Here is a 23,291-nt window from a genome sequence, read left to right on the forward strand (position 1 = left end):
TCTAAACTACTGCTTTTTCAATGGTAACTTTTATCGATTTGCTTATGGGCGTCTGACTCCTATCGGCAAAGTGATTGTGAGGAACCAACAGATTGGTTTCAGGATAATAGGCAGCTAAATTCCCTTTGGGGATATCATATGGAATTACTTTGAAATAGGTTGCTTTTCGTTCCTTGCCATCATACTGGCTGGTAAGGTGAACAGCATCATGTTTTTGCAGTCCTTTGGATTTCATATCAGATTCGTTCATGAACAATACCCTTCGCTCATTGTAAACTCCTCGATACCTATCATCCATTCCATAAATCGTGGTGTTGAACTGGTCATGGGAACGAACCGTCATGAGCATTAGTTCATTCGCACCTAAATCGTGCTTGGGCAGCTGATTGATAGTAAGTTGAGCCCTTCCATTGGGTAGATTACTAAAATCCAATTCCCTAACATTATTGGGTAGATAATATCCAGAACCTTTTGATTTGTTCTCAGTATCATCAAATCCCTTTGCGATTTTGTCGATATACTCTCGAATCAATGCATAGTCATTCCCCAATCTGCTCCAAGGAACTGAATGCAAACCCTTGAAATAAGCATTGGCTATCTCTGCAATAATCTTTGGTTCACTTTTGATACTTCCTCGAGTCGGTTCAAAAAGTCCTTTAGACCAACGCACTTTTCCCATACTGTTTTCGGTGGTGATGAACTGCTCTTTGCCATTTTGTTCGTCTTTTTCTGAACGTCCCAAAGTAGGTAGAATCAAGGCAGTTTTTCCAGTGACCAAATGGGAACGATTCAGTTTCGTGCTTATCTGAACGGTTAATTCACAGTTTTGAATCGCCTCAGCGGTGTATCGGGTATCCGAAGCGGCCATCAAGAAATTACCGCCTAAGCAAACGAAAACCTTTGTCTTTTCTTCATGCATGGCCTGTATGGTCTCTACCGTATCGTAACCGACTTTAGTTGGTGCTTTAAAACCGAAGTGTTTTTCAATCCGCTCATTCAAAGTAGGATTTACATAATGATGGATGCCAACACTTCTATCGCCTTGTACGTTGCTATGCCCTCGAACAGGGCAAGTTCCTGCATTGGGTTTTCCAATGGCTCCTTTTAGAAGAAGTAGGTTCACAAACTCCCGAATGTTTTCTACTCCGTTCTTATGTTGGGTCAAGCCCATGGCCCAGCACACAATGATTTTTGTTTTTTTGGACAATAGCTCCACTGTGGAATCAATTAATTGTTGATCTACCCCGCATTGTTCCAAAAGATGAGCTTCTTCGAATTTTTCAAGGTCAGCGACAAGTTTGTCATAACCTTCTGTGTATTTTTCTATAAATGCATGGTCAAAAATTTGCCCTTGATTTTCTAAATCTAAATGAAGTAATTTCTTTAGCAGTAGTTTCACCAAAGGAATATCTTGATTGATATTTACCTGCAAGTGGATATCAGCCAAAGCTACTCCGTTGCCCAACCAGCCTTTTATTTTTTGGGGATTTTTGAAATTGACCAATCCAGCTTCCTTTAATGGATTTATGCTGATGATTTTTCCTCCATTTTTCCTGCAAATTTCCAAGGCAGACAACATTCTTGGATGGTTGGTGCCTGGATTTTGCCCTGCAACGATAACTACCTCTGCATGGTAAAAATCTTCAAGTTTTACCGAACCTTTTCCTATACCCAGGGTTTCGCTCAGCGCTACGCCACTGCTTTCATGGCACATATTGGAGCAATCGGGCATATTGTTAGTGCCCAATGCACGAGCAAACATACCGTAGAGAAAGGCAGCTTCGTTACTCGAACGTCCGGATGTGTAAAAGATGGCTTCGTCTGGGGAATCCATTTTGCCAAATTCGTCGGCTATAAGCTGATAGGCGCCTTCCCAAGAAATAGGTTCGTAGTGCAAACTATTTGGACGCAAAATCAAAGGTTCAGTGAGTCTTCCATGCTTATTCAATTCAAAATCGGATAGTAAGGAAAGTTCCTCAACCGAGTATTTTTGAAAGAAGTCGGCCCCAATGCTTTGGTGGGTCACTTCATCTGCCAATGCCTTCGCGCCGTTTTCGCAATATTCCACACCAGCTTTTGGTTTTTCGGGGTCGGGCCATGCGCAACTTGGACAATCAAACCCATTTTTTTGATTCATTTTCAACAGTCCCTTCAAACCTTTTGAGACGCCCATTTCCTTGAAGGTATGTTGTAAGGCATGTTGGACTGAGGGAGAACCTCCCGCATACCCTAAGGGTTCTTTGAATTCTCCTTTTTTAGAAAATGAAAGTGGACCTGTTAGGGAAATATTGCGACGGAACTTGGATGACATGTGCGAATTTTCAAATGAAATATGATATAGTGAAAATACGCATTATCGATATCATTCCTTAAGCTCGCTGTTTGATTTTGTATTAAGCAGCTTTTTGCTGGTCTTCATATCGGCATAGCGAGGGTCTGGGATGTAATCCTCTTTCTTCATTTTTATCACTTCAATACTCAGAAATCCAAACTCTTCCACGACTTTACCATAAAAACGATAGATTCCTTTTCCCCTGAAATAATATTTGGCTGCTACAGGAGGGAAGAGTACGGTGTCGAATACTTCCCCATGCTGATCTACCAGAGTAGCAAAGTGCATCCGCTTTCCAGTGTGTGTGCTTGTGTTTTTTACGGTCACCAAATAGCCATAAATGTCGATGTTTTTGTTCAGATAGTGTTGCAAATCGCGTTGCCCGTTGGAGTTTTTAGGAGGCTCTGCCAATAAATCAAAAGGACTGCACAGACAAAACCCCAAGAGTTCCAATTGTTCAAAAGCAGTTTCCAAGCTTGTTGTATTTAGTTGGGGAATCTGAAACTTTTGATGTTTAGGTGGAAATAATTTAGGATGCTCCAGACGGTCATTTTTGGATAGCATTAAATGGGTTTTCCACAGTAGTTCATGTTTATTGACACCTGTAAATCGAAAAGCATCAATGCGAATCAGAATGGAAAGTTGTTCCACAGAAATAAAAACCCGGTCCAAAAAATCTTCCAGTGAACTGAAGTTCCCATTATGGAATCGTTCAAGGATGATACGTTCCATGACCCGTTTTTCCAAATCACGCAGATACATCATGCCCAAATAAATATGCTTCCCTTCAATCCGATTTACGGCCATACTATTATTGATACAAGGAGGATGTATTGTAGCTCCCAGCATTCGGGCATCATGGATATAGAATTCCGAGCGGTAAAAGCCACCACCGTTGTTGAGCACGGCCACCATATATTCCAAGGGGAAGTAGGCTCTGAGAAACAAACTCTGATAGCTTTCCACAGCATAGGAAGCTGAATGACCCTTGGCGAAGGCATAGCCTGCAAAACTGGCCACTTGGTTCCAAATCTCAAAAATTAAGGTGTCGGGATACTCCTTTTTTCTACAGTTGGAAATGAACTTGTCCTTTACTTTCTGGAATTCTTCACGCGAACGAAATTTTCCACTCATCCCCCGACGTAGCACATCGGCTTCTCCTAAATCTAAATCAGCAAAATGGTGGGCTACCTTAATCACGTCCTCTTGGTATACCATCACACCATAGGTGTCGGGCATAATATCCAACATCACGGGATGGGCTTTTTCTTCGGCACGACCTTCGTTTCGATGTCTTAAGATGTATTCCCGCATCATACCACTTTTGGCGACCCCTGGACGAATGATGGAACTCGCTGCAACCAATCCCAGGTAATTGTCGACTTCCAATTTTTTGAGCAACATTCGCATTGCAGGGGATTCCACATAAAAACATCCCATGCACTGTGCCGTTTTGATGAGGTTATTTATGGCAAGATCCTTTTTAAAGCCCTTGATGTTATGGATATCGACTTTGTCAAACTCCTTGGGTTGGTTATAAGCGACAATCTCCAAAGCCTCTTTGATTTTACCCAATCCTCTTTGACCCAAAATGTCAAACTTGTAAAGCCCCACATCTTCAGCAATCACCATATCATACTGAGTGGTTGGGAATCCTTTTGGGGGAAGATGGGTGGCTGAAAACCAATGTAATGGTTTTTCACTGATGAGAATACCACCCGCATGAATACTTAAATAATTGGGTTTCCCTTTGAGGAGTCTACCATATTTAAGGACAAGTTTAGAGACCCCATCCAGTTTTGATGGGTTGTAGCGTCCCTCTATCAAAACATCAATTTCTTGCGGAGGAAGTCCAAATACCTTTCCCAATTCACGGATAACACCTCGCTCTTTAAAAGTAACATAGGTGCCCAAAAGTGCTACATGATTAAACCGTTCAAAAATATATTGGGTCATGGTAGGGCGGTCTTTCCAGGAAAAATCAATATCAAAATCGGGGGGATTGGCACGATATAGATTAATGAAGCGCTCAAAATAGAGGTCTAGCTCCATGGGGTCTACGTCGGTAATTCTCAACAAGTAGGCTACAATACTGTTGGCGCCGCTCCCTCTGCCGATATAATAAAAACCCCTGCGGTGTGCTTCTGAAACAATGTCCCAGTTGATTAGGAAATATGAGACGAATCCCATTTTTTTGATGAGTTCCAGCTCTTTTTTTAAGCGACTCTTTATGGGAGCATCTATTTTTTCGTAGCGGTAGGGAAGTCCTTCGTAGCATAATTTTTCTATCAATTTTTCATCTTCTTTAATGCTGCCTGTATAGCTTTTCAAGTTCTGGGGCTTTCGCCCTTTTGAAAAGTCAAAATGGATACTACATTGATTCAATAGGCGTTCTGTGTTTTCCAAAATGAAGGGGTATTCGGAAAAAGCGATTGCCAAATTTTGAATGGGATACATTTTTTCATCTTCCTCTGCTTCCTCTTCTTTTGGAAGTTTGCTCAACAGTACGTTATTGTCAATAGCTCTTAGCAACCGATGTGCATTGAAATCCTGTTTGTTTCTGAAAGTCACCGGTTGTTGTGCCACTAGCTTGTCCTTAAATTCCATCAATCCAGAGAAAGGAAGTTTTCGAAGATTGTTTAGGGAAATGCCGATGAATTCATTATCTCCAAAATCTTGTAATTCATTCAAAAGAACTTGTTCAAAAGGATATACCACAAAGACTTCTTTGAAAATGGGGGCTTTTGTAGGAATCTCTAATTCATGGTGAAGATGATGGGACAAAAAATCATTGAGCTCCAAATAGCCTTCGTTGTTTTTGGCGATGCCCACAAAACAGGGTTTCACACCATTCCTAAAATCGATACCAAGTATGGGGCTAACGTTAAATTCGGGAGCCTTCCGAACAAAATTCAAACAGGCAGAGGTGTTGTTAATGTCCGTCAACACTAATTGGGTCACATGGTTTTGTTGGGCCAATTGTAACAATTCAATTTCGGAGAAGGTTCCGAAACGCATGCTATAGTATGTGTGACAGTTTAGATACAATGGTCAAAATCTCAAATTCCAAATAACAAGTGCCAAAGTTTTCTAGATGACTTATTGTTTTCTATGGGCCAAAACCACCGGCGGCAATCCATTAAAAGGATTGTGCATTCTGCCAATGGTTTTTGCTCCCATAGTCGATGCCCTAAAAACACTTCGGTCGCCAAAACGCTTTCGGACATAATCCATGGCTTGATAAAGATTCAGGGTTTCTTCGGTATCCTCAAATAGGTTGATTTGATAATTTCCCGATACAAGATGGCTGAATCGGATACCAACCAAGCGCACCAACATTCTTTTATTATACAGACTTTGAAATAGTTCCAGAATCTTGGAGATAAGAATATGGTCTGCACTCGTATAGGGAATTCGTAATTGCTTGGAATAGGTGTTGAAATCTGAATACCTAATCTTCACTGCAATACAAGCGGTGAGCTTGTCACCTCGGCGAAGTTGGTAGGCCAAGTTTTCTGTCATTGCAATCAATATGCCCTTGAGTTTGTTGACATCAATGGTATCCCTATCAAAAGTGCGTTCTGTGGATATTGATTTGCGGTCGTGAAAGGGAATGACCGGAGTATGGTCTATGCCATTGGCACGTTTCCATATTACAGCACCATTGGCTCCTAAAACCCGCTGCATGATATCCATGGGCATTTCTTGTATGGTTTGCACCTTGCGTATGCCTAAATTTCTTAGTGTTTGATAGGTTTTATCGCCGACCATAGGAATTTTTTTAATGGACAGGGGTGCAAGAAAAGGCTTTTCGCGTCCAAAATCTATCTTAAGCTGGTTGTTGGGTTTGGCCTCATTGGTCGCTACTTTGGAAACCACTTTATTGACAGATAGTCCAAAAGAGATGGGCAATCCGGTTTCATGAATGATTCTTTTCCGCATTTCCGAAGCATATCGATAACACCCAAAAAAGCGGTCCATTCCGGATAAATCAGCATAAAACTCATCAATACTCGATTTTTCAAAAAGTGGAACATGCTCTTTGATGATTTCGGTGACCACATCGGAATACTTACTATAAGTGCCTGCGTTACCACGTATGACTACGGCCTCTGGACAAAGCTCTTTGGCCATTTTCATGGGCATGCCAGAGTGTATACCGAACCCTCTCGTTTCGTAACTGCAAGCGGCAACTACGCCGCGGTCACTGGTGCCACCCACCAATAAGGGCTTATTTTTAAGCTCTGTATTGATAATGCGCTCTACAGATACATAAAATGTATCCAAATCCAAGTGTAGAATGGTCTTTTTCATTGTTCAGTTGAAGGAGGACAATATAAGGAATAATTCCATAATTATGGAAATAATCCAAAAAAAGTAAAACACATGTACGATGAAGTATCGTTTATCAAAAAACCTTTATATCTTTGGACAGTTGTGTTGTGATGCATCCATTGATGCAGATCATTGAAAGGCTTTCCTTATGGGAGGCTTTTTTTGTTAGTACCTTTGTGTAAAAATTATTCATGGACATTTTTGAACTCATCCAGAAGCGAAGAAGTATATTTCCAGTTCAGTATAACGATACACCGATTGAAAAAGAAACCATAGCCAAGATTTTGGAAGCTGCCAATTGGGCGCCTACCCACAGAAAGACAGAACCTTGGCGATTTAAGGTACTGCAAGGTGAAAAAAAGAAAGCGTTGGGTGTTTTTCTTTCAGAAAAGTATCAGGAAGTCGACTCCAAACCCAAACAGATAAAAATTAAAAAGTTACAGGAGAATCCAAATCGTTCCGCAGCGGTAATTGCCATTTGCATGCAGCGAGACCCGGCCGAGAGTCTACCTGAATGGGAAGAATTGGCCGCTACGGCAATGGCAGTACAAAATATGTGGCTATGCTGCACCGAACTGGGCATTGGCTCGTATTGGAGTTCACCGGGATTGATACAGTATATGGATGAGTTTTTTGATTTGAACGAAGGCGAAAAATGCCTTGGATTCTTCTATATGGGTCATTATGATGATAAGGTTGATGTCTCTCCCAGAAACCCGATAGAGGAAAAAGTGGAGTGGTTCGATTAGGAGAATGTGAAAATCTCTCCGGAGTACTCAACTGCTTTCCAGATAAAGAGTCCAAAATAAATCACGGCGATTAGGAACTTTAAAAAGGTGCCGGTCAAAAACCCAATAAAAGAACCGAATGCCGCTTTTAAGGCTGTTTTGTTATCAGATTTGTTGGAAAGTTCACCTACCAGAGCTCCAACAAAAGGCCAGATGATAATACCGAAAGGCCCAAGAATAGGGAAGAATATAGCGACAAGCAATCCGATAATGCTGCCCCACATTCCGGCCTTACTGCCCCCAAACTTTTTGGTGCCCGCTGCAGGAATTACATAATCCAATATGGTTACCGTCAATGCTATCACTAAAGTGATACCCAGTAGCCACCAATCATCTGGAATTGCCTTGGTAAGATATAAAAGCAAAAGCCCAACCCAACTCAACGGAGGGCCAGGGAGGACAGGCAGAAAACTGCCAAGTATTCCAACCAGCATCAAAATAAAACCAAGAACCAGTAAAACAATATCCATCTTTAGGGTTTATGGGATAAGACAAAGTTAGGGTCAAATTGTTACATTCACTATCAATACTAAATTGTAGAGTAAATATTTAAAATTGTAATTTCGATGAAATTTAAAGGTACATGCGGAAGTTGATATGGATATCATTTTTTGGGTTACTTACCGCTTGTGACTTTTTTGTTTCCAAGGAAGAAGCCACTCAAAAGTTGGTTGAAGAAAAGCTCTTACAAATTGATTGGGACGACGTCGACCAGTACCCCTTGTTCGATGCTTGTAGAGAAGATATGCTTAAACCTGAACAACGTGCATGTTTTGAAGATACAATGATGACCCAATTGAACAAAGCTTTGGAGGATATGGAATTTGAAGTTAAAAATGACCTGAACGACACAGTTTTGATTGACTTTTTAATCGATGAACATGGATTCATTACTATCCAAAATGTGGAGGAAAAAGCTAAAGTTCTGAAGGAAATTGAAAATTTTAACTCAGAAGTTACCCGAAGATTGAATGACTTGACAACAGTGGCTCCAGCCATAAAACAAGGCATTCCTGTAAGCGTACGTTTTAGACTGCCTATTATACTTAACACCCAGTGATTTGAGCAAGGAAAAAATCATTTTAGGGATAGACCCCGGTACCACGGTCATGGGTTTTGGCATAATTAAGGTCATGAACAAACAAATGCATTTTGTGCAGATGAACGAGTTGATGCTGAGGAAGTATGACGACCCCTATATTAAACTTAAACTCATTTTCGAAAGGACCATTGAACTCATAGATACCTTTCATCCTGATGAAATAGCCATTGAAGCTCCCTTTTATGGGAAAAATGTACAATCCATGCTAAAATTGGGAAGGGCCCAAGGTGTTGCGATGGCAGCCGGACTTTCCCGGCAAATTCCCATTACCGAATATATGCCCAAGAAAATTAAAATGGCCATAACTGGAAATGGAAACGCAAGCAAGGAGCAAGTGGCCAAAATGCTTCAAAGTATGCTCAAGCTGAAAACCTTACCCAAAAATTTGGACAGTACGGATGGTCTTGCAGCTGCAGTTTGCCATTTTTATAATGAAGGGAGAATAGACAGTGCGACCCGATATACTGGGTGGGAAGCGTTTGTAAAACAAAATAAGGAACGCATAAAGTAAACTTGTGGTAGATTCTGGCCCAATTTCTTGTAAAAACTGTGGCGAGCGGGCGGAAGGCTCATTTTGTAAGGTCTGCGGACAAAGAACATCGATTGGGAGGGTAACATTCAAAGAAACCTTTCATGACTTTACCAATATTTTGTTTTCCATTGGGGCTCCACTTCCTGTAACTCTTGGAAAGCTGATTTCGAATCCTGGATTTTTGTTCAGGGAATATCTTGCCGGAAAACGAAAAAAATACTACAAGCCCATTTCGTTCTTTGTTCTGTTTACTCTAACATATCTCTTTATCAAATGGGTTATCCAATTTGAAGATTATATGGAAGTTGCTGTTGTGTCCAATTTACCTAGAATTGATTTGGAGCTGTTTTCCAGAGCTAGGGAATACATGTTCGAAAACATCAAATCCATGGCGTTGATTCTTGTTTTTACTATGGCGATATTTTTGAAACTCTTTTTCAGAAAGCAATATACACTGGCAGAATATGTAGCTATTTCCTTTTATCTGAATGGTTTTTATTCGCTGCTTGCCACTCTTAATTTAGTATTCATAAAGTACGCCAATCCCGCTGTTCAATATTTGGCACTAATGGTTATGTGTGCCTATTTCGTTTATGCTATTGTATCGTTTTTTCAAAAACAAAAATTGAAGGTAGTACTGAAGTCTTTTTTAGCATTTTCGATGGCATACGCAGGTTATTTGTTCTTAGCACTGAACATTTCCTATTTTATAGTAATGATTAAACAAGTCTGATGTCCGGAATCTACATCCATATCCCTTATTGCAAACAGGCATGTCATTACTGTGATTTTCACTTTTCTACCCAAACGCGTACAAAAAGTGCCATGCTCAATGCTTTGGTTAAAGAAGTGGAACTTAGGAAAAATGAACTTGGCAACGAGATGGTCGAAACCATCTATTTTGGGGGTGGAACCCCTTCACTCTTGTCTGCTGATGAACAGAACACCTTAATATATTGCATCTACGACCATTTTAAGGTTGTGGATAATCCTGAAATTACTTTGGAAGCCAATCCAGATGATTTGTCAAAGTCCGTTTTGAAGGAATTGTCAGAGAGTCCGATAAATAGGTTAAGTATTGGAATCCAATCCTTTTTTGAGGAAGACCTAAAATTGATGAACCGAGCGCACAATGCTAGACAAGCTATTGATTGTCTTGTGGAGGCAAGAAAATATTTCAACAATATTTCCATTGATTTGATATATGGAATTCCAGGAATGGACCATAAGCGTTGGAGGGAAAACATTCAAAAAGCTTTGGATTTGGAACTACCGCATATATCGTCCTATGCTTTGACGGTTGAACCCAAAACTGCACTTAAAAAATTCATAGAAAAAGGTCTGGTTCCCAATGTGGATGATGAACAGGCAGAAGAGCAATTTCATATTCTTCTGGAAACATTGGAGGGCGAAGATTATGTCAATTATGAAATCTCCAATTTTGGTAAACCCAATTTTTTCTCCAAAAACAATTCTTCCTACTGGAAAGGAAAATCCTATTTGGGAATTGGTCCCTCAGCCCACTCTTTTGATGGTTCCACACGAAGTTGGAATGTTAGAAACAACATCAAATACATTAAGGCCATTGAAGAAAACAAGTTGCCAATTGAAAGGGAAGAGCTTTCAGTTACGGACCAATACAACGAGTATGTTATGACGGGTCTGAGAACCATTTGGGGAGTTTCCCTTGAAAAGGTTGAACGTGATTTTGGAAAGCAGCACCTGGCTTACCTTCAGATGCAGTCTGATAAACACATTAAGGAACACCTTTTGTATCTGGATGGAGATAGGCTGTTGGTTACCAAAAAAGGGAAGTTTTTGGCGGATGGAATTGCTTCGGACCTATTTATGGTTAATTTGGTAATATGATTGCCACAATTACACGAGGCTCAACCCAGTATCAAATCGATTTAGCAAATCCTATTGACATTTCCATTCCGCTTGTAGGGGGTAAAGACAATGTCAATGCCTGGTATTTGGAACCACCGATCATTGAACCCGTCAAAACAGAAGGATTCATTGGAAAAGTTGCCGAAGGAGGTAGTGTCAATTTTAATATGGTACACTTCAACCCCCATTCGCATGTGACCCATACAGAATGCTCGGGTCATATTACCAGAGAGGTGCATTCCGTGAATAGACATTTGAACAATTATTTTTTTTGGGCCAAATTGGTGACGGTTGCTCCTGAAAAAATAGGAGATGATTTTGCGATTTCGGCCAAGCAACTGGAATATGTATTGGACGACAAAAGTACGGAAGCCCTTATTATTAGGACTATTCCAAATGTTGAGGCTAAAAGGTCCAAGGATTATTCCAATACAAATCCAGCGTATCTCTTGGAAGAGGCTATCCATTTTTTGGTGGACCATGATGTAAAACATCTTCTTGTGGATCTTCCTTCGGTGGACAAAGAGCGGGACGGAGGACAACTGGCATCGCACAAGGCATTTTGGAACATAGGTGGAGAGGAACGTTCGGATGCTACAATAACAGAGTTGATTTATGTTCCCAATACCATTGAAGATGGAATGTACTGGCTCAACTTGCAGGTGGCACCTTTTGAGAATGACGCTGCACCGAGTAGACCAGTTCTATTTAAAATTTTAGAAACATGAAAACCGTACTTAAGCTAGAAGAGTTGATGATGTTCTTACTGGGATATTTTCTTTTCATGCAAATGGATTTACCATGGTGGTGGTTCTTTGCATTGTTATTGGCACCAGATATTGGAATGCTTGGTTATATTTTTGGAAACAGGGTAGGCGCATTTACTTATAACATTTTTCATCATAGAGGATTGGCCATACTTCTTTACTTTATTGGAGTAAGCCACTTATATGTTCCAGAAACAGAACTAATAGGAATTATTTTATTTTCACATATCGCAATGGATAGGATGTTTGGTTATGGACTCAAGTATGAAAAAGGGTTTAGATTTACCCATCTCGGTGAAATAGGAAAAAAACATGGATAACCTTATCGATTCCATATTGGGCTTAATTTTAGGAGGCATCCTAATGTACTGGTTGTTCTCGTTGTTCAGAAAAAAACAGAATAAAGAGCTCACCGAAAAGCAATCCACAGTTTTATTGGATAAGATTAAAAGCGTTTGCAAATTGGTTTCGGTAGAAGGTGATTTTGCTGAAATCTATCACTATGAGAATACCAAGGAAAGTTTTATGAATCTATTCAGTAGCAAGAAAAAAGCGCTGATAATCGTAAAGGCTAAAGCCCATATTGGATATGACCTCAAAAAGTTGAAGCTGTCAGCCAATAATGAAAAAAAGAAAATTATACTGAACGATTTTCCCGAACCCGAAATACTGTCCATAGAACCGGACCTTCAATTTTATGATATTAAGAATGGTCTTTTCAACAGTTTTTCGCCAGATGATCTTACCAAGCTGAATGTGGAAGCGAAAGAACATATTAAACAAAAGATACCTGATAGTGGTTTAATGGACACGGCGAAGAAAGAAGCCTTGCAAGCCGTTCTTGTAGTAGAGAAGATTGTAGAGACAATAGGTTGGACTTTGGATTACTCAACATTGGAAATCTCTGAAAAGGACCAAAAGTTTTTGGATTCTTAGCTGTAGAAACTAAAAATCATTGATTATTTTGATTTTCTTTAAGCCATCTTTGGGCTTCCATGGTATACCACCAAGGGGAGAAGTTTTTGGCCTCTGCAATTTTTCTGTAATGATATAGACTACTGTCCTGTTGCTGTTTTATTTCAAAGTAGTTTGCCATGTAATAATTGGCGTAAGGATTGTCCTCATCATGCTTCAATACTTTTTGCCCCAGTGCTTTGAACTGAATGTCAAAATCTTTGAATTCTTGTTTACCGCGAAATGCATCCATCGATTTGCGCATGAACAAATTTCGCATAAGAACCAAGTCTCCATATTCTTTGTAGTCTTCAAATAAATCAAATGTTTGACCCAACAATTGTTTGCTAAGTTCACCTTCCTCTTTGGCGTAGCGATACATAAAAGTTGCAGCCAAGGATTGCGCTAACAACTTTTTTCTGTATAACTCGTGGTTGTTTTCCGTCAACCTTTCTTTTATGGCAGGAAGTGTAGATTGGTCCTCTAAAAGTGGAACATCACTTAGTTTAAAGACATAATTTTTTAAAAAGCTGAGTGCAAATAGAGAATAGGTGACATCACCGGCAATCAATCTGGCCGGATCGCTCATTAAATTGTTGTTTGCAGCAATAATGAATGTCAAGTCTTTCTTGGGCACTTTTAAGAACAAACTGGAATAGCAGTCGTATTGTCCGTAGCCCCATACGAGTTGCTCATTCAAAAACTCCTGTGTAAAGACCCCAAGGCCATACGGATTTCCACTACCAAATGGAGTGAACATTTTGTCTCTGGAGGTTTTGGTCAATAGGATATTGTTATCCAAAGCCGTGCTTAGTATGGACAGATCGTAAACAGTAGATGATATTCCAGCGGCGGCAGAATACCCATAATCTATAAAGCCAGGATAAGCTTTTCGTTCCATATATCCCTCAACCGGTTCCCCACCCAAGAAATAGGGTTGTGCCACTTTTCTTTTCTCAAATACCACCTGAACAGAATCTTTCAATAAATAGGTGTTCATCAGTTTAAGAGGATTTATGATTCTTTCATAAATATTAGTTTTGAAATCTTTTCCTGTGGCCTTTGCGATGACATCCTCAAGCATCATAAATCGAGTATTGTTATAGTAGAAGTGTTTTCCAGGAATACCTTGAGAGGTATGTGAAAGGACGTGCTTTATTTGAATAGAGTCACCCAAACTCTGGTTGTCAATGTATGTGTTGATGGGTTCATCCAACGATATCTTTTCCTCTTCAACCAATTGCATTATCGTGATACCAGAAAACATTTTGGTTAGTGACGCCATTTGAATAGTGGTAACCGAATCCACGGGAATCTTCAAATCAATGTCTGCCATCCCTGAATAATCTTCATAAATAATCTCATCTCCTTTTTTAATCAGTACACTCAAACCTGGTATTTGAAAATATTCCTGTAGTAGGGACAGTTCTTCCGAAAACTTTTCTTTGGGTTTAATTGGCTCACTTTCGGTGTTGGAACATCCAATAGTAAATAACAGGATTAGTGAAACGATTGGAAACCTATACATGGTCGGTCTAAATTTTGGGAAGCAATAAAATTTTAAAACGCTAATCATAGCGTTTAATAGAGTTCGATAATTTCTTTTTGTTACGGTATCTTTAAAAAATATTTCCAAGTTATAATGAATATCTTATTTGATTGAAGCAACTTTGATCATACTCATAAAATACTAATAGTTTGATTTGGCTGTATAATGAAAACAACACATATTGCGATTTTGATTTTTGGGTTCCTAACCATAAATGGCTTTTCCCAATCCGAAAAAGAAGTATTGACTTTTGACCCGGCTTTTGCCCATACCGTATACTTTTGGTTTAAAAACCCAGATGACGCAGATGGAAGGAATAGATTTGAAGCTTCCTTGAAGAAGTTTTTAAGGGATTCCAAATTCGCAAAAACCAACTTTATAGGTGTGCCTCCAAAATCCACTAGGGAAGTAGTGGATGATTCGTTTACGTATTCACTTATTGTAACGTTTGATTCTGCAGAATCCCAGGAAGGATATCAGAAAGAAGAAGCCCATTTGTTGTTCATTGAAGAATGCAAGGACCTATGGGATAAAGTGGTGGTCTATGATTCTTATGGTCTTAAGTAATGGATGTAGAATCGTTTAGAAGCTATTGCCTCAATAAAAAAGGAGTTACAGAAGAGTTTCCCTTTGATGAATCCACTTTGGTTTTTAAAGTGATGGGCAAGATGTTTGCTCTGGTCGCTTTGGAAAGACTTCCATCCCAATGTAATTTAAAGTGTGACCCAGATAGGGCCTTGGAACTACGAGAGGAATATGAAGGACTTATTATTCCAGGGTATCACATGAGCAAAAAACATTGGAATACCCTACTGCTCGATAGTCTCCCTCCAAACTTGATTATTGAACTTGTGGACCATTCCTACGACCTAGTCGTTTCCAAATTGCCCAAAACAATTCGTGAACAAATGCAAAATATGCCTTAATAATTCATCGAAGGGTTTTTGCCACTCGTCGATAGTTTTATTTGGGTTAACCTTTTTGTAGTCTTTTTCTTAACTTTATTTCAAACATTTGTAACCTAAAGAAAAGTACCATGAATGTTCTGTTCATTGAAGACGATATGATCGAGACCATGAAAATGCAAAGAGCTATTTCTAAGTTTCAATCCAAGCATAAAATAATTGAAGCTAAAAATGGCGAGGAGGCCTTGGATATTTTAAAACAAGGGAATCTACCAGACATTATTTTATTGGATTTGAACATGCCGCGTATGAGTGGTACAGAATTCCTTTCTGTTTTAAAAGCAGATGAGAAGCTTAAATACTTACCCACCATTATATTGACCACATCCGAAAATAGGGTCGATTTATTAAAATGCTTCGAGATTGGTATAGCAGGTTACATTATCAAGCCGCTCAAATATGAGGATTACGAAGCAAAACTAAAACGTGTTTTTGAGTACTGGGAAATCAGTGAATTGATCAAAGCCTAACAAAAATCCGCATTTCACAACATTCTTTTTAGACTAAGTAGTCCAATTCCTACTTTTAAATCATAATATTCTTTATTATGAAAGGAATTGTATTTACCGAGTTTTTGGAAATGGTGGAATCCACTTTTGGATTGCACGTAGTGGACACCATTATAGAAAACAGTGACCTTCCCTCAAGTGGAGCCTATACTTCTGTCGGAACCTATGATTTTAATGAGATGGTGGCCTTGCTTACCGAATTGAGCAAAGAGACCAATATTTCCATAAATGATTTATTGTACTCTTTTGGGCATTATCTATTCACGGGTTTGGCTCAAGCACATCCCGAAGTGGTTTCCAGCTACAAAACTCCCCTGGCTCTCCTTTGCTGTATCGAGGATCATATCCACATACATGTAAGAAAGCTTTATCCAGATGCTGAACTTCCACAATTCAAGATTCTTTCCAAAACTGACAACACCCTAGAAATGATTTACAGTTCTTCCCGAGGACTTTATGCCCTAGCGCATGGACTCATCGTGAAGACCTTTGAACACTTTGAAAAAATGGTTAAAGTAGAATACAAATTACTCAATGAAAATGGAACTGAGGTCAAATTTGCAATTGTCCAAAATGGATAGAAATGAAACTTCCATGCTTAAAAGGGCCGTTGAACGAGAGAAAAAAGCTCGTAAGGCAGCAGAAAACCTTTTGGAACAAAAAGCAAAGGAACTCTATGATGCATCCCTTCATTTGAGGGAAGCCAATGGTCGTTTGGAAACATTGTTGAATAAACAGCAGGGTAATTCAATTAATAACGATTTTATAAATATCATTGATCCATACGTGGTAATGGGCTTGGACACCAAGGTCATCAACATGAATACTTCGGCCAAGGAATTTCTTGGTTTTGATCATACAGAAAAAGAGGTCTACCTCTCTGGATTGGTACACAAAGACTATGTGGAATATACCGCAGAATCATTTCAAACATTGCTTCAGGTTGGAATCTTGAAGAATTATTCCGCAAGAATCTTTGTGAAAGATGGCAAAGAGAAACATGTGAACATAAATGCCAGCCTTATTTATGACAAAGAAGGAAGACCGATAGCAGCTCAGGGAGTCATTCGGGACATTACCCAGGAAATGGAAATAAAAAAATTGTTGCATCAGCAAAAAAAGCAACAAGATATTATAGTTGAAAACTCTCCTTTGGGGATTCTGCTTATAGTCAAAAACAAAATTGTGAAAGCGAATCGCTCATTTATTGATTTATTGGAATTCTCCGAGGAAGAATTAATCAATAGAACTTTGGATGAAATTTCTTCGTTGGAGGATAGTAATCTGTATGAGAACCTTACCCAAAACAAAAATGGAGACGACCTAAAGAAGTTTGCCGTTATCCGAAAGTTTTTCATGAAAAGTGGAGGGAAATTATTCGGTAAAACTTCAATAAGCTCTATAGTGGATGAAAATGGAGAGGTTACTTATAGTGTGGCCATGATTGAGGACATTACACAGGAAAAAAAATCTGAAGAGAAACTAAGAGCCTCTGAAGAAAGATTGGCAAAGTTGATTAAGAACCTACAAACGGGAATACTGTTGGAGGACCAAGACAGAAAAATTGTCTTGGCCAATCAGAAATTCTGTGATCTCTTTGGAATACCTCTATCACCTGAAAAACTAAAAGGTATAGACAGTAAGAAATCAATTGATAAATACAAGCATCTGTTCTCGGAATCTGAAATGGCGATACGCCGTATTGATTATGTTTTGGACAAGAAAGAAGTGGTCACTTCGGACGAGATGGAGCTTTTGGATGGGAGGACCTTTGAACGTGATTACATCCCCTTGTTCAGCAATGGCGAGTATCAAGGACACCTTTGGAGCTACCAAGATGTTACCCTCAGGAAAAACTATCGAAAGAACCTCGAAGCCCAAAAAGAAAAATATGGGAGCATAATTGCCAACATGAACTTGGGACTTGTTGAGGTAGACGATGAGGATAACATACTAATGGTAAACCAAAGCTTCTGCGACATGGTGGGGTACACCCCAATGGAGCTTATGGGCAAAAACGCGGTTGAAGTGGTCAACATGGTGGAAGAGGACCGTGAAAAACTAGAGATTCACAATAGAAAAAGAAAACAAGGGATATCAGACTCATATGAAGTGGCAGTACTTACCAAAACTGGGGAGAAACGTTTTTGGTTGATAAGCGGAGCGCCAAAGTATGATGATTTTGGCAATGTGGTAGGATCTATTGGAATCCACTTGGATATCACAGAACAGAAAAATCTTGAGCTTCAAAAAGAAAGTCTCTTGGAGGAATTGGAAGCCAGTAATAAAGGCCTTCAAGAGTACGCCCATATTGTTTCGCACGATTTGAAATCCCCATTACGTAGCGTAAGTGCCTTAGCCACTTGGCTCTATGAGGACTATAAGGACAAATTGGACGAGACGGGGAGCTACAACCTAAAGATGATGCAGGAGAAGATCGAGGGTATGGACAAGCTCATTACAGGTATCTTGAAGTATTCAACTGTAAACAGTGATGTATTTGACAGTACCGAGGTGGATGTCAATGAGGTCATCAAGGAAATAGCGGAGATAATCTACATTCCTGAAAATGTTACCATCAATATTGCCCAAAAGCTACCGATAATCAAGGCGGATAAAACCAAAATTCACCAACTGTTCCAAAACTTTTTAAGCAATGCCGCGGTGAATATAGACAAACCTAAGGGCATCATTGAAATTGATTTTAAAGAGACCGAGAGATATTGGGAATTCAGTGTAAAGGATAATGGTGTAGGCATTCCTGAAGAATACCATGAAAAGATATTCCAGATTTTCCAATCTATTGGAAACCAAGAGCGCTCTACCGGAATAGGCCTTTCCATAGTAAAAAAGATAATAGACCGATATGAGGGCAAAGTGTGGCTAGACAGTGAAATCGGAGAGGGAACCACATTCTACTTCACTTTGACTAAAAATCCAAAAAACCAGAAAAAATGAAAATACAACAGGCAATAAAAACCGCCCATTCCGATTGGCGATTTACCCAAAAAGAAGAGGTCGATACTCCTTTGGTGCTAATATTTGGTGACCGTAATATGTTGGAAGACGAAAATATTTATGAAGAGGTGCGCCAAATGTATCCTAATGGAAATTTGGTATTTGGCTCCACTTCTGGAGAAATTCTTTCCACCAATGTGTATGAGAATAGCATAACACTTACAGCCATTGAGTTTGAGAAAACAAGCTTTGAAGTAGTGAACAAAAACGTGTCGGATTATGCAAGCATTCAGGAAATGGGAGAATCCATAACAGAAGAATTTGACAAAGAACGCTTGCAACACGTATTTGTGGTTTCAGATGGAAGTTTTGTGAATGGGAGTGGATTGATTAAAGGATTGGAGAATGCCGAAGACTTTCAGGCATCAATCACTGGAGGTCTCTGTGGGGACGGCGCCCGCTTTGAAAAAACCTTGGCCTCTCATAATGAGAATCCAAAACAGGGGGAGGTCATTGCCGTTGGATTTTACGGTTCTGATTTGGAAGTTTCTTACGCCAATTACGGTGGCTGGACCCCTTTTGGCCCGGAGCGTGTAATCACAAAGTCGGAAGGGAATGTGCTCTATGAAATTGATGGTAAACCTGCACTGGATTTGTACAAGAAGTACCTAGGTGATAAGGCCAAGCAACTTCCACAAGCTGCACTTTTGTATCCTTTGACTGTTCAAGACAAACCCGGTTCAGAACCTTTGGTTAGAACTATACTTACTATAGATGAGGAGAAAAATTCCATGGTTTTGGCTGGGGATGCACCGGTAAACTCTAAAGTTCAGCTCATGATGTCTACTGTTGATGATATAGCGCAAGGTGCGGCAAAAGCTGCATGTATGGCAATGAAGCAAAGAAAAAAGGAGCCTGAACTGGCTCTTTTAGTCAGTTGTGTAGGAAGAAAGCTGGTCATGGACCAAAGAACCGAGGAAGAAATTGAAGAAGTGGCTGAGGTAATTGGGCCAGATGCAACCATAGCAGGTTTTTATTCCTATGGTGAAATGTCTCCATTTACAGATAGCAATCAATGCCAGTTGCACAATCAAACCATGACATTAACATTATTGAGCGAATAAATGCATTCTTTGTTAAAAAGACAAATACGAAAACACCTACCCGAAGATTTAAAACAGAATCCATCTTTGGATGCATTTTTCAATGCCATCAGTGACTCGTATTCCAATTTTGACGAAAAAATTACCATGATTCAACGGGCTACTTCACTGAGTTCACTTGAGCTTTTTGAAGCAAACGAACGATTGAACAAAGAAGCGGAGACCCAAAGGAAGGTCTTAAAATCGCTTAGTAAGGCCGTTGCTGATGTGCAACACCAAAACGGGAGTGCCAATGCCATGAGTTTTGACCCGCTAAAGTTGGTCGAGGATATTGAACAACAGGCACAAAAACTGGTTACTATAACCGCAGAAAAAGATGTGCTGTTGCAAAATCTGGAGCAACAAAATGAATCCTTGAACAACTATGCCCATATGGTATCCCATGATCTAAAATCACCTATCCGTAATGTACATTCATTGGTGAGTTGGGTTTTTGAGGAAGGCAAGGAGCAGTTCGATGCCCAAAGCCAGGCGAATGTGGAACTCATATTTCAAAACCTGACTAAAATGGATAGTCTAATTGATGGAATTCTCAAACACTCCACCATAGATTCACTGCAGGAGCAGCCTATTTTGGTCGATTTATATGAATTGGTAGAAGAAATTGAGGATACCATTTTTGTTCCGGAATACGTGCATATTAAGAAAAGTAGAATGCTTCCCAGACTTTACACCGGGAAGTACCGAATGGAGCAATTGTTCAAAAATGTAATTACAAATGCAGTGGCCGCGGTTGAAGGAAACAAGTCGGGTCTTATTGTAATTGATGTGAAGGAAGAAAAGGGAAAATGGATGTTCAGTGTAACAGACAATGGCAAAGGAATTCCTGAACATTTACAAAACGGAATCTTTGATATGTTCCGAAAGTTGGAAAACAATTCGGATGCCACAGGCATCGGGTTGGCTCTGGTAAAGAAAATCATTAACTATTATAAAGGAGATATATGGTTGTCCTCTGAAGAAGGCAGTGGAACAACATTTTTCTTCACAATTAACAAAGACGTAGACTATGGAACACCCCAATCTTGACTATATCAAAGAAATTTCTGGAGGGAATGAAGAGTTTGAGAAGAAATTCTTGAATATCATACAAACAGAATTCCCTAAGGAAAAAGACGAGTACATGGAAAATTTGGAGTCGCAAAACCTGGATGAATCTGCCAAGATTGTACATAAAATAAAGCACAAATTGGGAATTTTAGGGCTTCAGGAGGGCTATAGATTGGCAATAAAGTATGAAGAAGACCTAAAATATGGAGACACGAAGCTACAAGGCCAATTCCATGAGGTTCTAAAAACAGTGGAACAGTTTGTATTAAAAATTGCGTAAGATGAGAAGCATAATTGTAGATGACGAAGCCAGTGCCAGAGCCATCGTTAAAGAGCTTTGCAAAACCATTCCAGAAATGGAGGTTAGAGCCGAGTTTCCCAACGCTGTGGAGGCATTGAAGTTTCTTAAGGACAATGAAGTGGATTTGATTTTCTTGGATATTCACATGCCAAAACTAACAGGCATTGATTTTATAGAAACCCTTCAAAACCCACCCAAGATTGTCTTGACCACCTCGGATAAAGACTTTGCCATAGAAGCATACGAATACCCATTTATTGTGGATTATTTGGTGAAACCAATAAGTCTTGAGCGGTTTCAGAAATGTGTAATTAGGTTGAATTCTGCGTTCAAAGCAAGTACTTCAAATTTAACCAAAGAAGAAGATAAAGAAGATGATTTGTATATCAACATTGACCGAAGGTTGATAAAGCTGAAATTCAGTGATATTCTTTTGATTGAGGCAAAAGGAGATTATATTGAGATTCAAACCTTGGGAAAGCGATATCGAGTGCATTCCACTTTGAAGAAAATCAAGGATAAACTTCCAGAATCTCGATTTCTTCAAATTCATCGTTCGTTCATCATCAATTTCACTCAAATAATTGATATACAAGATAATAGTGTGTTAATTGAAAAGAGTGTAATTCCCATTAGCAGATCTAATCGCCCCGAGTTGATGCAACGCTTGAATTTATTATAGAAAAGAAAGAAAAATACTACAATATATATAAATATATACGTTAGTATAGTTAGACACTTCATGAAAATGTTAAAACAGGATTAGTAACTATTAATTGTTTTGACATATGCCATTGGAAATAAAGGAAAATCGAGGAGTTTATAAGATTTTAGGAGAAGTTACCGCCCAGCACGTTGGTACTTTGCAAGCTTATTTTGATTCCATTTTGGAAAGTAATGACAGCTTCATGGTAAACCTAGAAGACGTGACCGTATTGGATTCTTCTGCAGCTCATTTTTTTGAAAAACTTTATCGAAGATCCGCAGAATTGAACAAGGTGATAGCCTTGATTGGTAGACAGAACGAAAACGTTCTTGAGATCATGAATACCACAAAAACCAATTATATTTTAAGCCCGGATAGGGTTTAAGCAAATTTTCCTTGGCCATGAAGGTTACCGATTACAAACCCTACTTTGGAATTACACCAAAGCAACTAAGCGATACCGATTTTGAACGATTGACTACGTATTTTCAACTTTTGGATAAAGTTGAAAAACCGGTTGTGAGTTTATTAATTCCGGTCTACAGGGCTAAGGAAACCCTTTTGGGGCACATAATGTCCCTCTCCAATCTAAAGACCATTATTCCTTACGAGGTGATTTTCGTAGAAAACAATGCTGATGAGAATTCGTTGCAAATCTTAAGGGAATTGGGAGCGAAAATAGTAAGTCAGCCACAACAGGGAATAACCCATGCGAGACAAAAAGGATTGGAAGAAGCCCGTGGTCAGATTGTATGCAGCATGGATCCAGATACCATCTATGACGCCTACTATATTGACAAAATGGTATTGCCTTTTTTTCAAGAGAAGGAATTGGTACTATGTTATTCGGTATCCAAAAGCTACGAGAACAATTTTCAGCTTTCCACTCGTATGAAGATTCGTAATCGCCTTAAAGTGGCTTACTTCAGATGGAAGATTTCACGAGGGTTCATTCATAAAATCAAGCATATACGTGCAGTTGGAATGGCAATTAGAAAAGAAGCCCTGGATACTACTGGCTACGATACTGATTTAAGAGCTGTTTCTGGATGTGATGACGGTATGCTCGCCATACACCTTTACAACAAAGGAACATTTAAGTATGTTTCAATAGATATTTATACGGCACTCCCTCCCAAAAGAGAACCAGGAAAACCTTTCCCATTCTGTAACCAAAGGTTTTATGACTTCAACCAACCGATTCGTGAAACATACAAGGAATTGGAAATTGCTGATTCCATAGGTTAGATTACACTCAAAAGTCTTACTTGCTTACCAGTATTTGTTGGGTTTGTGTTTCTTTTAATAAGGTCTTACTTCTGAGACAAAGCTGCTGTTTGCATGCATGTGTTATTGACCGATGAGAGCACAAATAACAATACCTCCGATA

24 protein-coding genes are annotated in these 23,291 nt (G+C 39.3%); 19 read left to right on the plus strand and 5 right to left on the minus strand.

The features are described from left to right. Position 1: 1 nt before the first annotated feature. From CLV81_RS07645 to dinB, 3 genes are read right to left on the minus strand one after another with little or no spacing between them, the layout of a single operon-like run. On the minus strand, positions 2-2,311 hold the full coding sequence (locus tag CLV81_RS07645) for an FdhF/YdeP family oxidoreductase (RefSeq protein WP_106144431.1): 2,310 nt from the start codon (positions 2,309-2,311) through the stop codon (positions 2-4). Positions 2,312-2,362: 51 nt separating this feature from the next. After that, the gene (locus CLV81_RS07650; protein WP_106144432.1) at positions 2,363-5,380 is read right to left on the minus strand and encodes a DNA polymerase III subunit alpha; all 3,018 of its coding nucleotides are present in this window, start codon (positions 5,378-5,380) and stop codon (positions 2,363-2,365) included. A 51-nt stretch (positions 5,381-5,431) separates the two neighbouring features. Further along, positions 5,432-6,646, minus strand: a complete 1,215-nt coding sequence (dinB, locus tag CLV81_RS07655) for a DNA polymerase IV (protein ID WP_106144433.1) — start codon at positions 6,644-6,646, stop codon at positions 5,432-5,434. Between the two features lie 212 nt (positions 6,647-6,858). Here dinB and CLV81_RS07660 point away from each other — a divergent pair, with 212 nt between their 5' ends. Further along, the gene (locus CLV81_RS07660; RefSeq protein WP_106144434.1) at positions 6,859-7,416 is read left to right on the plus strand and encodes a nitroreductase family protein; all 558 of its coding nucleotides are present in this window, start codon (positions 6,859-6,861) and stop codon (positions 7,414-7,416) included. Here the strand turns inward: CLV81_RS07660 and CLV81_RS07665 are convergent. Next, entirely contained in the window at positions 7,413-7,925 is a 513-nt protein-coding gene (locus CLV81_RS07665) for a DUF456 domain-containing protein (protein WP_106144435.1), read from the minus strand. The two genes, CLV81_RS07660 and CLV81_RS07665, sit on opposite strands and share 4 nt — an antisense overlap. 113 nt (positions 7,926-8,038) lie before the next feature. Between CLV81_RS07665 and CLV81_RS07670 the strand changes: the two genes are divergently transcribed. The 7 genes from CLV81_RS07670 to CLV81_RS07700 are packed head-to-tail and all read left to right on the plus strand — an operon-like array spanning position 8,039 to position 12,682. Further along, complete coding sequence (locus CLV81_RS07670) at positions 8,039-8,515, plus strand: hypothetical protein (protein WP_106144436.1); 477 nt, start codon at positions 8,039-8,041, stop codon at positions 8,513-8,515. 1 nt (position 8,516) lies between these two features. Further along, on the plus strand, positions 8,517-9,068 hold the full coding sequence (gene ruvC / locus CLV81_RS07675; RefSeq protein ID WP_106144437.1) for a crossover junction endodeoxyribonuclease RuvC: 552 nt from the start codon (positions 8,517-8,519) through the stop codon (positions 9,066-9,068). Positions 9,069-9,072: 4 nt separating this feature from the next. Further along, positions 9,073-9,822, plus strand: a complete 750-nt coding sequence (locus tag CLV81_RS07680; protein ID WP_106144438.1) for a DUF3667 domain-containing protein — start codon at positions 9,073-9,075, stop codon at positions 9,820-9,822. Next, positions 9,822-10,958: a radical SAM family heme chaperone HemW gene (hemW, locus tag CLV81_RS07685; RefSeq protein WP_106144439.1), complete on the plus strand. Its 1,137-nt coding sequence runs from the start codon at positions 9,822-9,824 to the stop codon at positions 10,956-10,958. The genes CLV81_RS07680 and hemW overlap by 1 nt, the downstream gene beginning before the upstream one ends. Next, positions 10,955-11,707, plus strand: coding sequence for a cyclase family protein (locus tag CLV81_RS07690; protein WP_106144440.1), 753 nt, complete (start codon positions 10,955-10,957; stop codon positions 11,705-11,707). The genes hemW and CLV81_RS07690 overlap by 4 nt, the downstream gene beginning before the upstream one ends. Beyond that, positions 11,704-12,066: a DUF4260 domain-containing protein gene (locus tag CLV81_RS07695; RefSeq protein WP_106144441.1), complete on the plus strand. Its 363-nt coding sequence runs from the start codon at positions 11,704-11,706 to the stop codon at positions 12,064-12,066. The genes CLV81_RS07690 and CLV81_RS07695 overlap by 4 nt, the downstream gene beginning before the upstream one ends. Continuing rightward, positions 12,059-12,682, plus strand: coding sequence for a DUF4230 domain-containing protein (locus CLV81_RS07700; RefSeq protein ID WP_106144442.1), 624 nt, complete (start codon positions 12,059-12,061; stop codon positions 12,680-12,682). The genes CLV81_RS07695 and CLV81_RS07700 overlap by 8 nt, the downstream gene beginning before the upstream one ends. 16 nt (positions 12,683-12,698) lie before the next feature. On the opposite strand, the gene CLV81_RS07705 is transcribed toward CLV81_RS07700, so the two are convergent. Then, complete coding sequence (locus CLV81_RS07705; RefSeq protein ID WP_158259097.1) at positions 12,699-14,228, minus strand: serine hydrolase domain-containing protein; 1,530 nt, start codon at positions 14,226-14,228, stop codon at positions 12,699-12,701. Between the two features lie 186 nt (positions 14,229-14,414). Here CLV81_RS07705 and CLV81_RS07710 point away from each other — a divergent pair, with 186 nt between their 5' ends. The 11 genes from CLV81_RS07710 to CLV81_RS07760 all read left to right on the plus strand — a co-directional run bounded on the left by CLV81_RS07710 (position 14,415) and on the right by CLV81_RS07760 (position 23,149). Then, complete coding sequence (locus CLV81_RS07710) at positions 14,415-14,816, plus strand: Dabb family protein (protein WP_106144444.1); 402 nt, start codon at positions 14,415-14,417, stop codon at positions 14,814-14,816. Continuing rightward, entirely contained in the window at positions 14,816-15,175 is a 360-nt protein-coding gene (locus CLV81_RS07715; RefSeq protein ID WP_106144445.1) for an MmcQ/YjbR family DNA-binding protein, read from the plus strand. Before CLV81_RS07710 ends, CLV81_RS07715 begins: the two co-directional genes overlap by 1 nt. A gap of 110 nt (positions 15,176-15,285) precedes the next feature. Continuing rightward, positions 15,286-15,684 carry a response regulator gene (locus CLV81_RS07720; RefSeq protein ID WP_106144446.1) on the plus strand — a complete coding sequence of 133 codons (399 nt, stop codon included), beginning with the start codon at positions 15,286-15,288 and terminating at the stop codon, positions 15,682-15,684. Positions 15,685-15,761: 77 nt separating this feature from the next. Next, on the plus strand, positions 15,762-16,304 hold the full coding sequence (locus tag CLV81_RS07725) for a heme NO-binding domain-containing protein (protein ID WP_106144447.1): 543 nt from the start codon (positions 15,762-15,764) through the stop codon (positions 16,302-16,304). Then, the gene (locus CLV81_RS07730) at positions 16,297-18,681 is read left to right on the plus strand and encodes a PAS domain-containing sensor histidine kinase (protein WP_106144944.1); all 2,385 of its coding nucleotides are present in this window, start codon (positions 16,297-16,299) and stop codon (positions 18,679-18,681) included. Before CLV81_RS07725 ends, CLV81_RS07730 begins: the two co-directional genes overlap by 8 nt. Then, positions 18,678-19,805 carry an FIST signal transduction protein gene (locus CLV81_RS07735; RefSeq protein ID WP_106144448.1) on the plus strand — a complete coding sequence of 376 codons (1,128 nt, stop codon included), beginning with the start codon at positions 18,678-18,680 and terminating at the stop codon, positions 19,803-19,805. Before CLV81_RS07730 ends, CLV81_RS07735 begins: the two co-directional genes overlap by 4 nt. Continuing rightward, positions 19,806-20,873, plus strand: a complete 1,068-nt coding sequence (locus CLV81_RS07740) for a sensor histidine kinase (RefSeq protein WP_106144449.1) — start codon at positions 19,806-19,808, stop codon at positions 20,871-20,873. It begins immediately after the preceding gene. Then, positions 20,854-21,174 carry an Hpt domain-containing protein gene (locus tag CLV81_RS07745; protein WP_106144450.1) on the plus strand — a complete coding sequence of 107 codons (321 nt, stop codon included), beginning with the start codon at positions 20,854-20,856 and terminating at the stop codon, positions 21,172-21,174. Before CLV81_RS07740 ends, CLV81_RS07745 begins: the two co-directional genes overlap by 20 nt. A gap of 1 nt (position 21,175) precedes the next feature. Beyond that, positions 21,176-21,877 (plus strand): LytR/AlgR family response regulator transcription factor, encoded by a 702-nt coding sequence (locus CLV81_RS07750; protein WP_106144451.1) that lies wholly within the window; start codon positions 21,176-21,178, stop codon positions 21,875-21,877. A gap of 106 nt (positions 21,878-21,983) precedes the next feature. After that, positions 21,984-22,286 carry an STAS domain-containing protein gene (locus CLV81_RS07755; protein WP_106144452.1) on the plus strand — a complete coding sequence of 101 codons (303 nt, stop codon included), beginning with the start codon at positions 21,984-21,986 and terminating at the stop codon, positions 22,284-22,286. A 17-nt stretch (positions 22,287-22,303) separates the two neighbouring features. Then, entirely contained in the window at positions 22,304-23,149 is an 846-nt protein-coding gene (locus tag CLV81_RS07760; RefSeq protein WP_106144453.1) for a glycosyltransferase family 2 protein, read from the plus strand. Positions 23,150-23,291 lie beyond the last annotated feature (142 nt).

This window comes from Flagellimonas meridianipacifica (assembly GCF_003001695.1).
In the GTDB taxonomy this organism is placed as follows: Bacteria; Bacteroidota; Bacteroidia; order Flavobacteriales; family Flavobacteriaceae; genus Flagellimonas; species Flagellimonas meridianipacifica.

Coding starts and splice junctions, on each gene's coding strand:
- CLV81_RS07645 (WP_106144431.1), bottom strand. CDS start 2,311: ATGTCATCCAAGTTCCGTCGCAATATTTCCCTAACAGGTCCACTTTCA.
- dinB (WP_106144433.1), bottom strand. CDS start 6,646: ATGAAAAAGACCATTCTACACTTGGATTTGGATACATTTTATGTATCT.
- CLV81_RS07660 (WP_106144434.1), top strand. CDS start 6,859: ATGGACATTTTTGAACTCATCCAGAAGCGAAGAAGTATATTTCCAGTT.
- CLV81_RS07665 (WP_106144435.1), bottom strand. CDS start 7,925: ATGGATATTGTTTTACTGGTTCTTGGTTTTATTTTGATGCTGGTTGGA.
- CLV81_RS07670 (WP_106144436.1), top strand. CDS start 8,039: ATGCGGAAGTTGATATGGATATCATTTTTTGGGTTACTTACCGCTTGT.
- hemW (WP_106144439.1), top strand. CDS start 9,822: ATGTCCGGAATCTACATCCATATCCCTTATTGCAAACAGGCATGTCAT.
- CLV81_RS07690 (WP_106144440.1), top strand. CDS start 10,955: ATGATTGCCACAATTACACGAGGCTCAACCCAGTATCAAATCGATTTA.
- CLV81_RS07695 (WP_106144441.1), top strand. CDS start 11,704: ATGAAAACCGTACTTAAGCTAGAAGAGTTGATGATGTTCTTACTGGGA.
- CLV81_RS07700 (WP_106144442.1), top strand. CDS start 12,059: ATGGATAACCTTATCGATTCCATATTGGGCTTAATTTTAGGAGGCATC.
- CLV81_RS07705 (WP_158259097.1), bottom strand. CDS start 14,228: ATGTATAGGTTTCCAATCGTTTCACTAATCCTGTTATTTACTATTGGA.
- CLV81_RS07710 (WP_106144444.1), top strand. CDS start 14,415: ATGAAAACAACACATATTGCGATTTTGATTTTTGGGTTCCTAACCATA.
- CLV81_RS07715 (WP_106144445.1), top strand. CDS start 14,816: ATGGATGTAGAATCGTTTAGAAGCTATTGCCTCAATAAAAAAGGAGTT.
- CLV81_RS07720 (WP_106144446.1), top strand. CDS start 15,286: ATGAATGTTCTGTTCATTGAAGACGATATGATCGAGACCATGAAAATG.
- CLV81_RS07725 (WP_106144447.1), top strand. CDS start 15,762: ATGAAAGGAATTGTATTTACCGAGTTTTTGGAAATGGTGGAATCCACT.
- CLV81_RS07730 (WP_106144944.1), top strand. CDS start 16,297: ATGGATAGAAATGAAACTTCCATGCTTAAAAGGGCCGTTGAACGAGAG.
- CLV81_RS07735 (WP_106144448.1), top strand. CDS start 18,678: ATGAAAATACAACAGGCAATAAAAACCGCCCATTCCGATTGGCGATTT.
- CLV81_RS07740 (WP_106144449.1), top strand. CDS start 19,806: ATGCATTCTTTGTTAAAAAGACAAATACGAAAACACCTACCCGAAGAT.
- CLV81_RS07745 (WP_106144450.1), top strand. CDS start 20,854: ATGGAACACCCCAATCTTGACTATATCAAAGAAATTTCTGGAGGGAAT.
- CLV81_RS07750 (WP_106144451.1), top strand. CDS start 21,176: ATGAGAAGCATAATTGTAGATGACGAAGCCAGTGCCAGAGCCATCGTT.
- CLV81_RS07755 (WP_106144452.1), top strand. CDS start 21,984: ATGCCATTGGAAATAAAGGAAAATCGAGGAGTTTATAAGATTTTAGGA.
- CLV81_RS07760 (WP_106144453.1), top strand. CDS start 22,304: ATGAAGGTTACCGATTACAAACCCTACTTTGGAATTACACCAAAGCAA.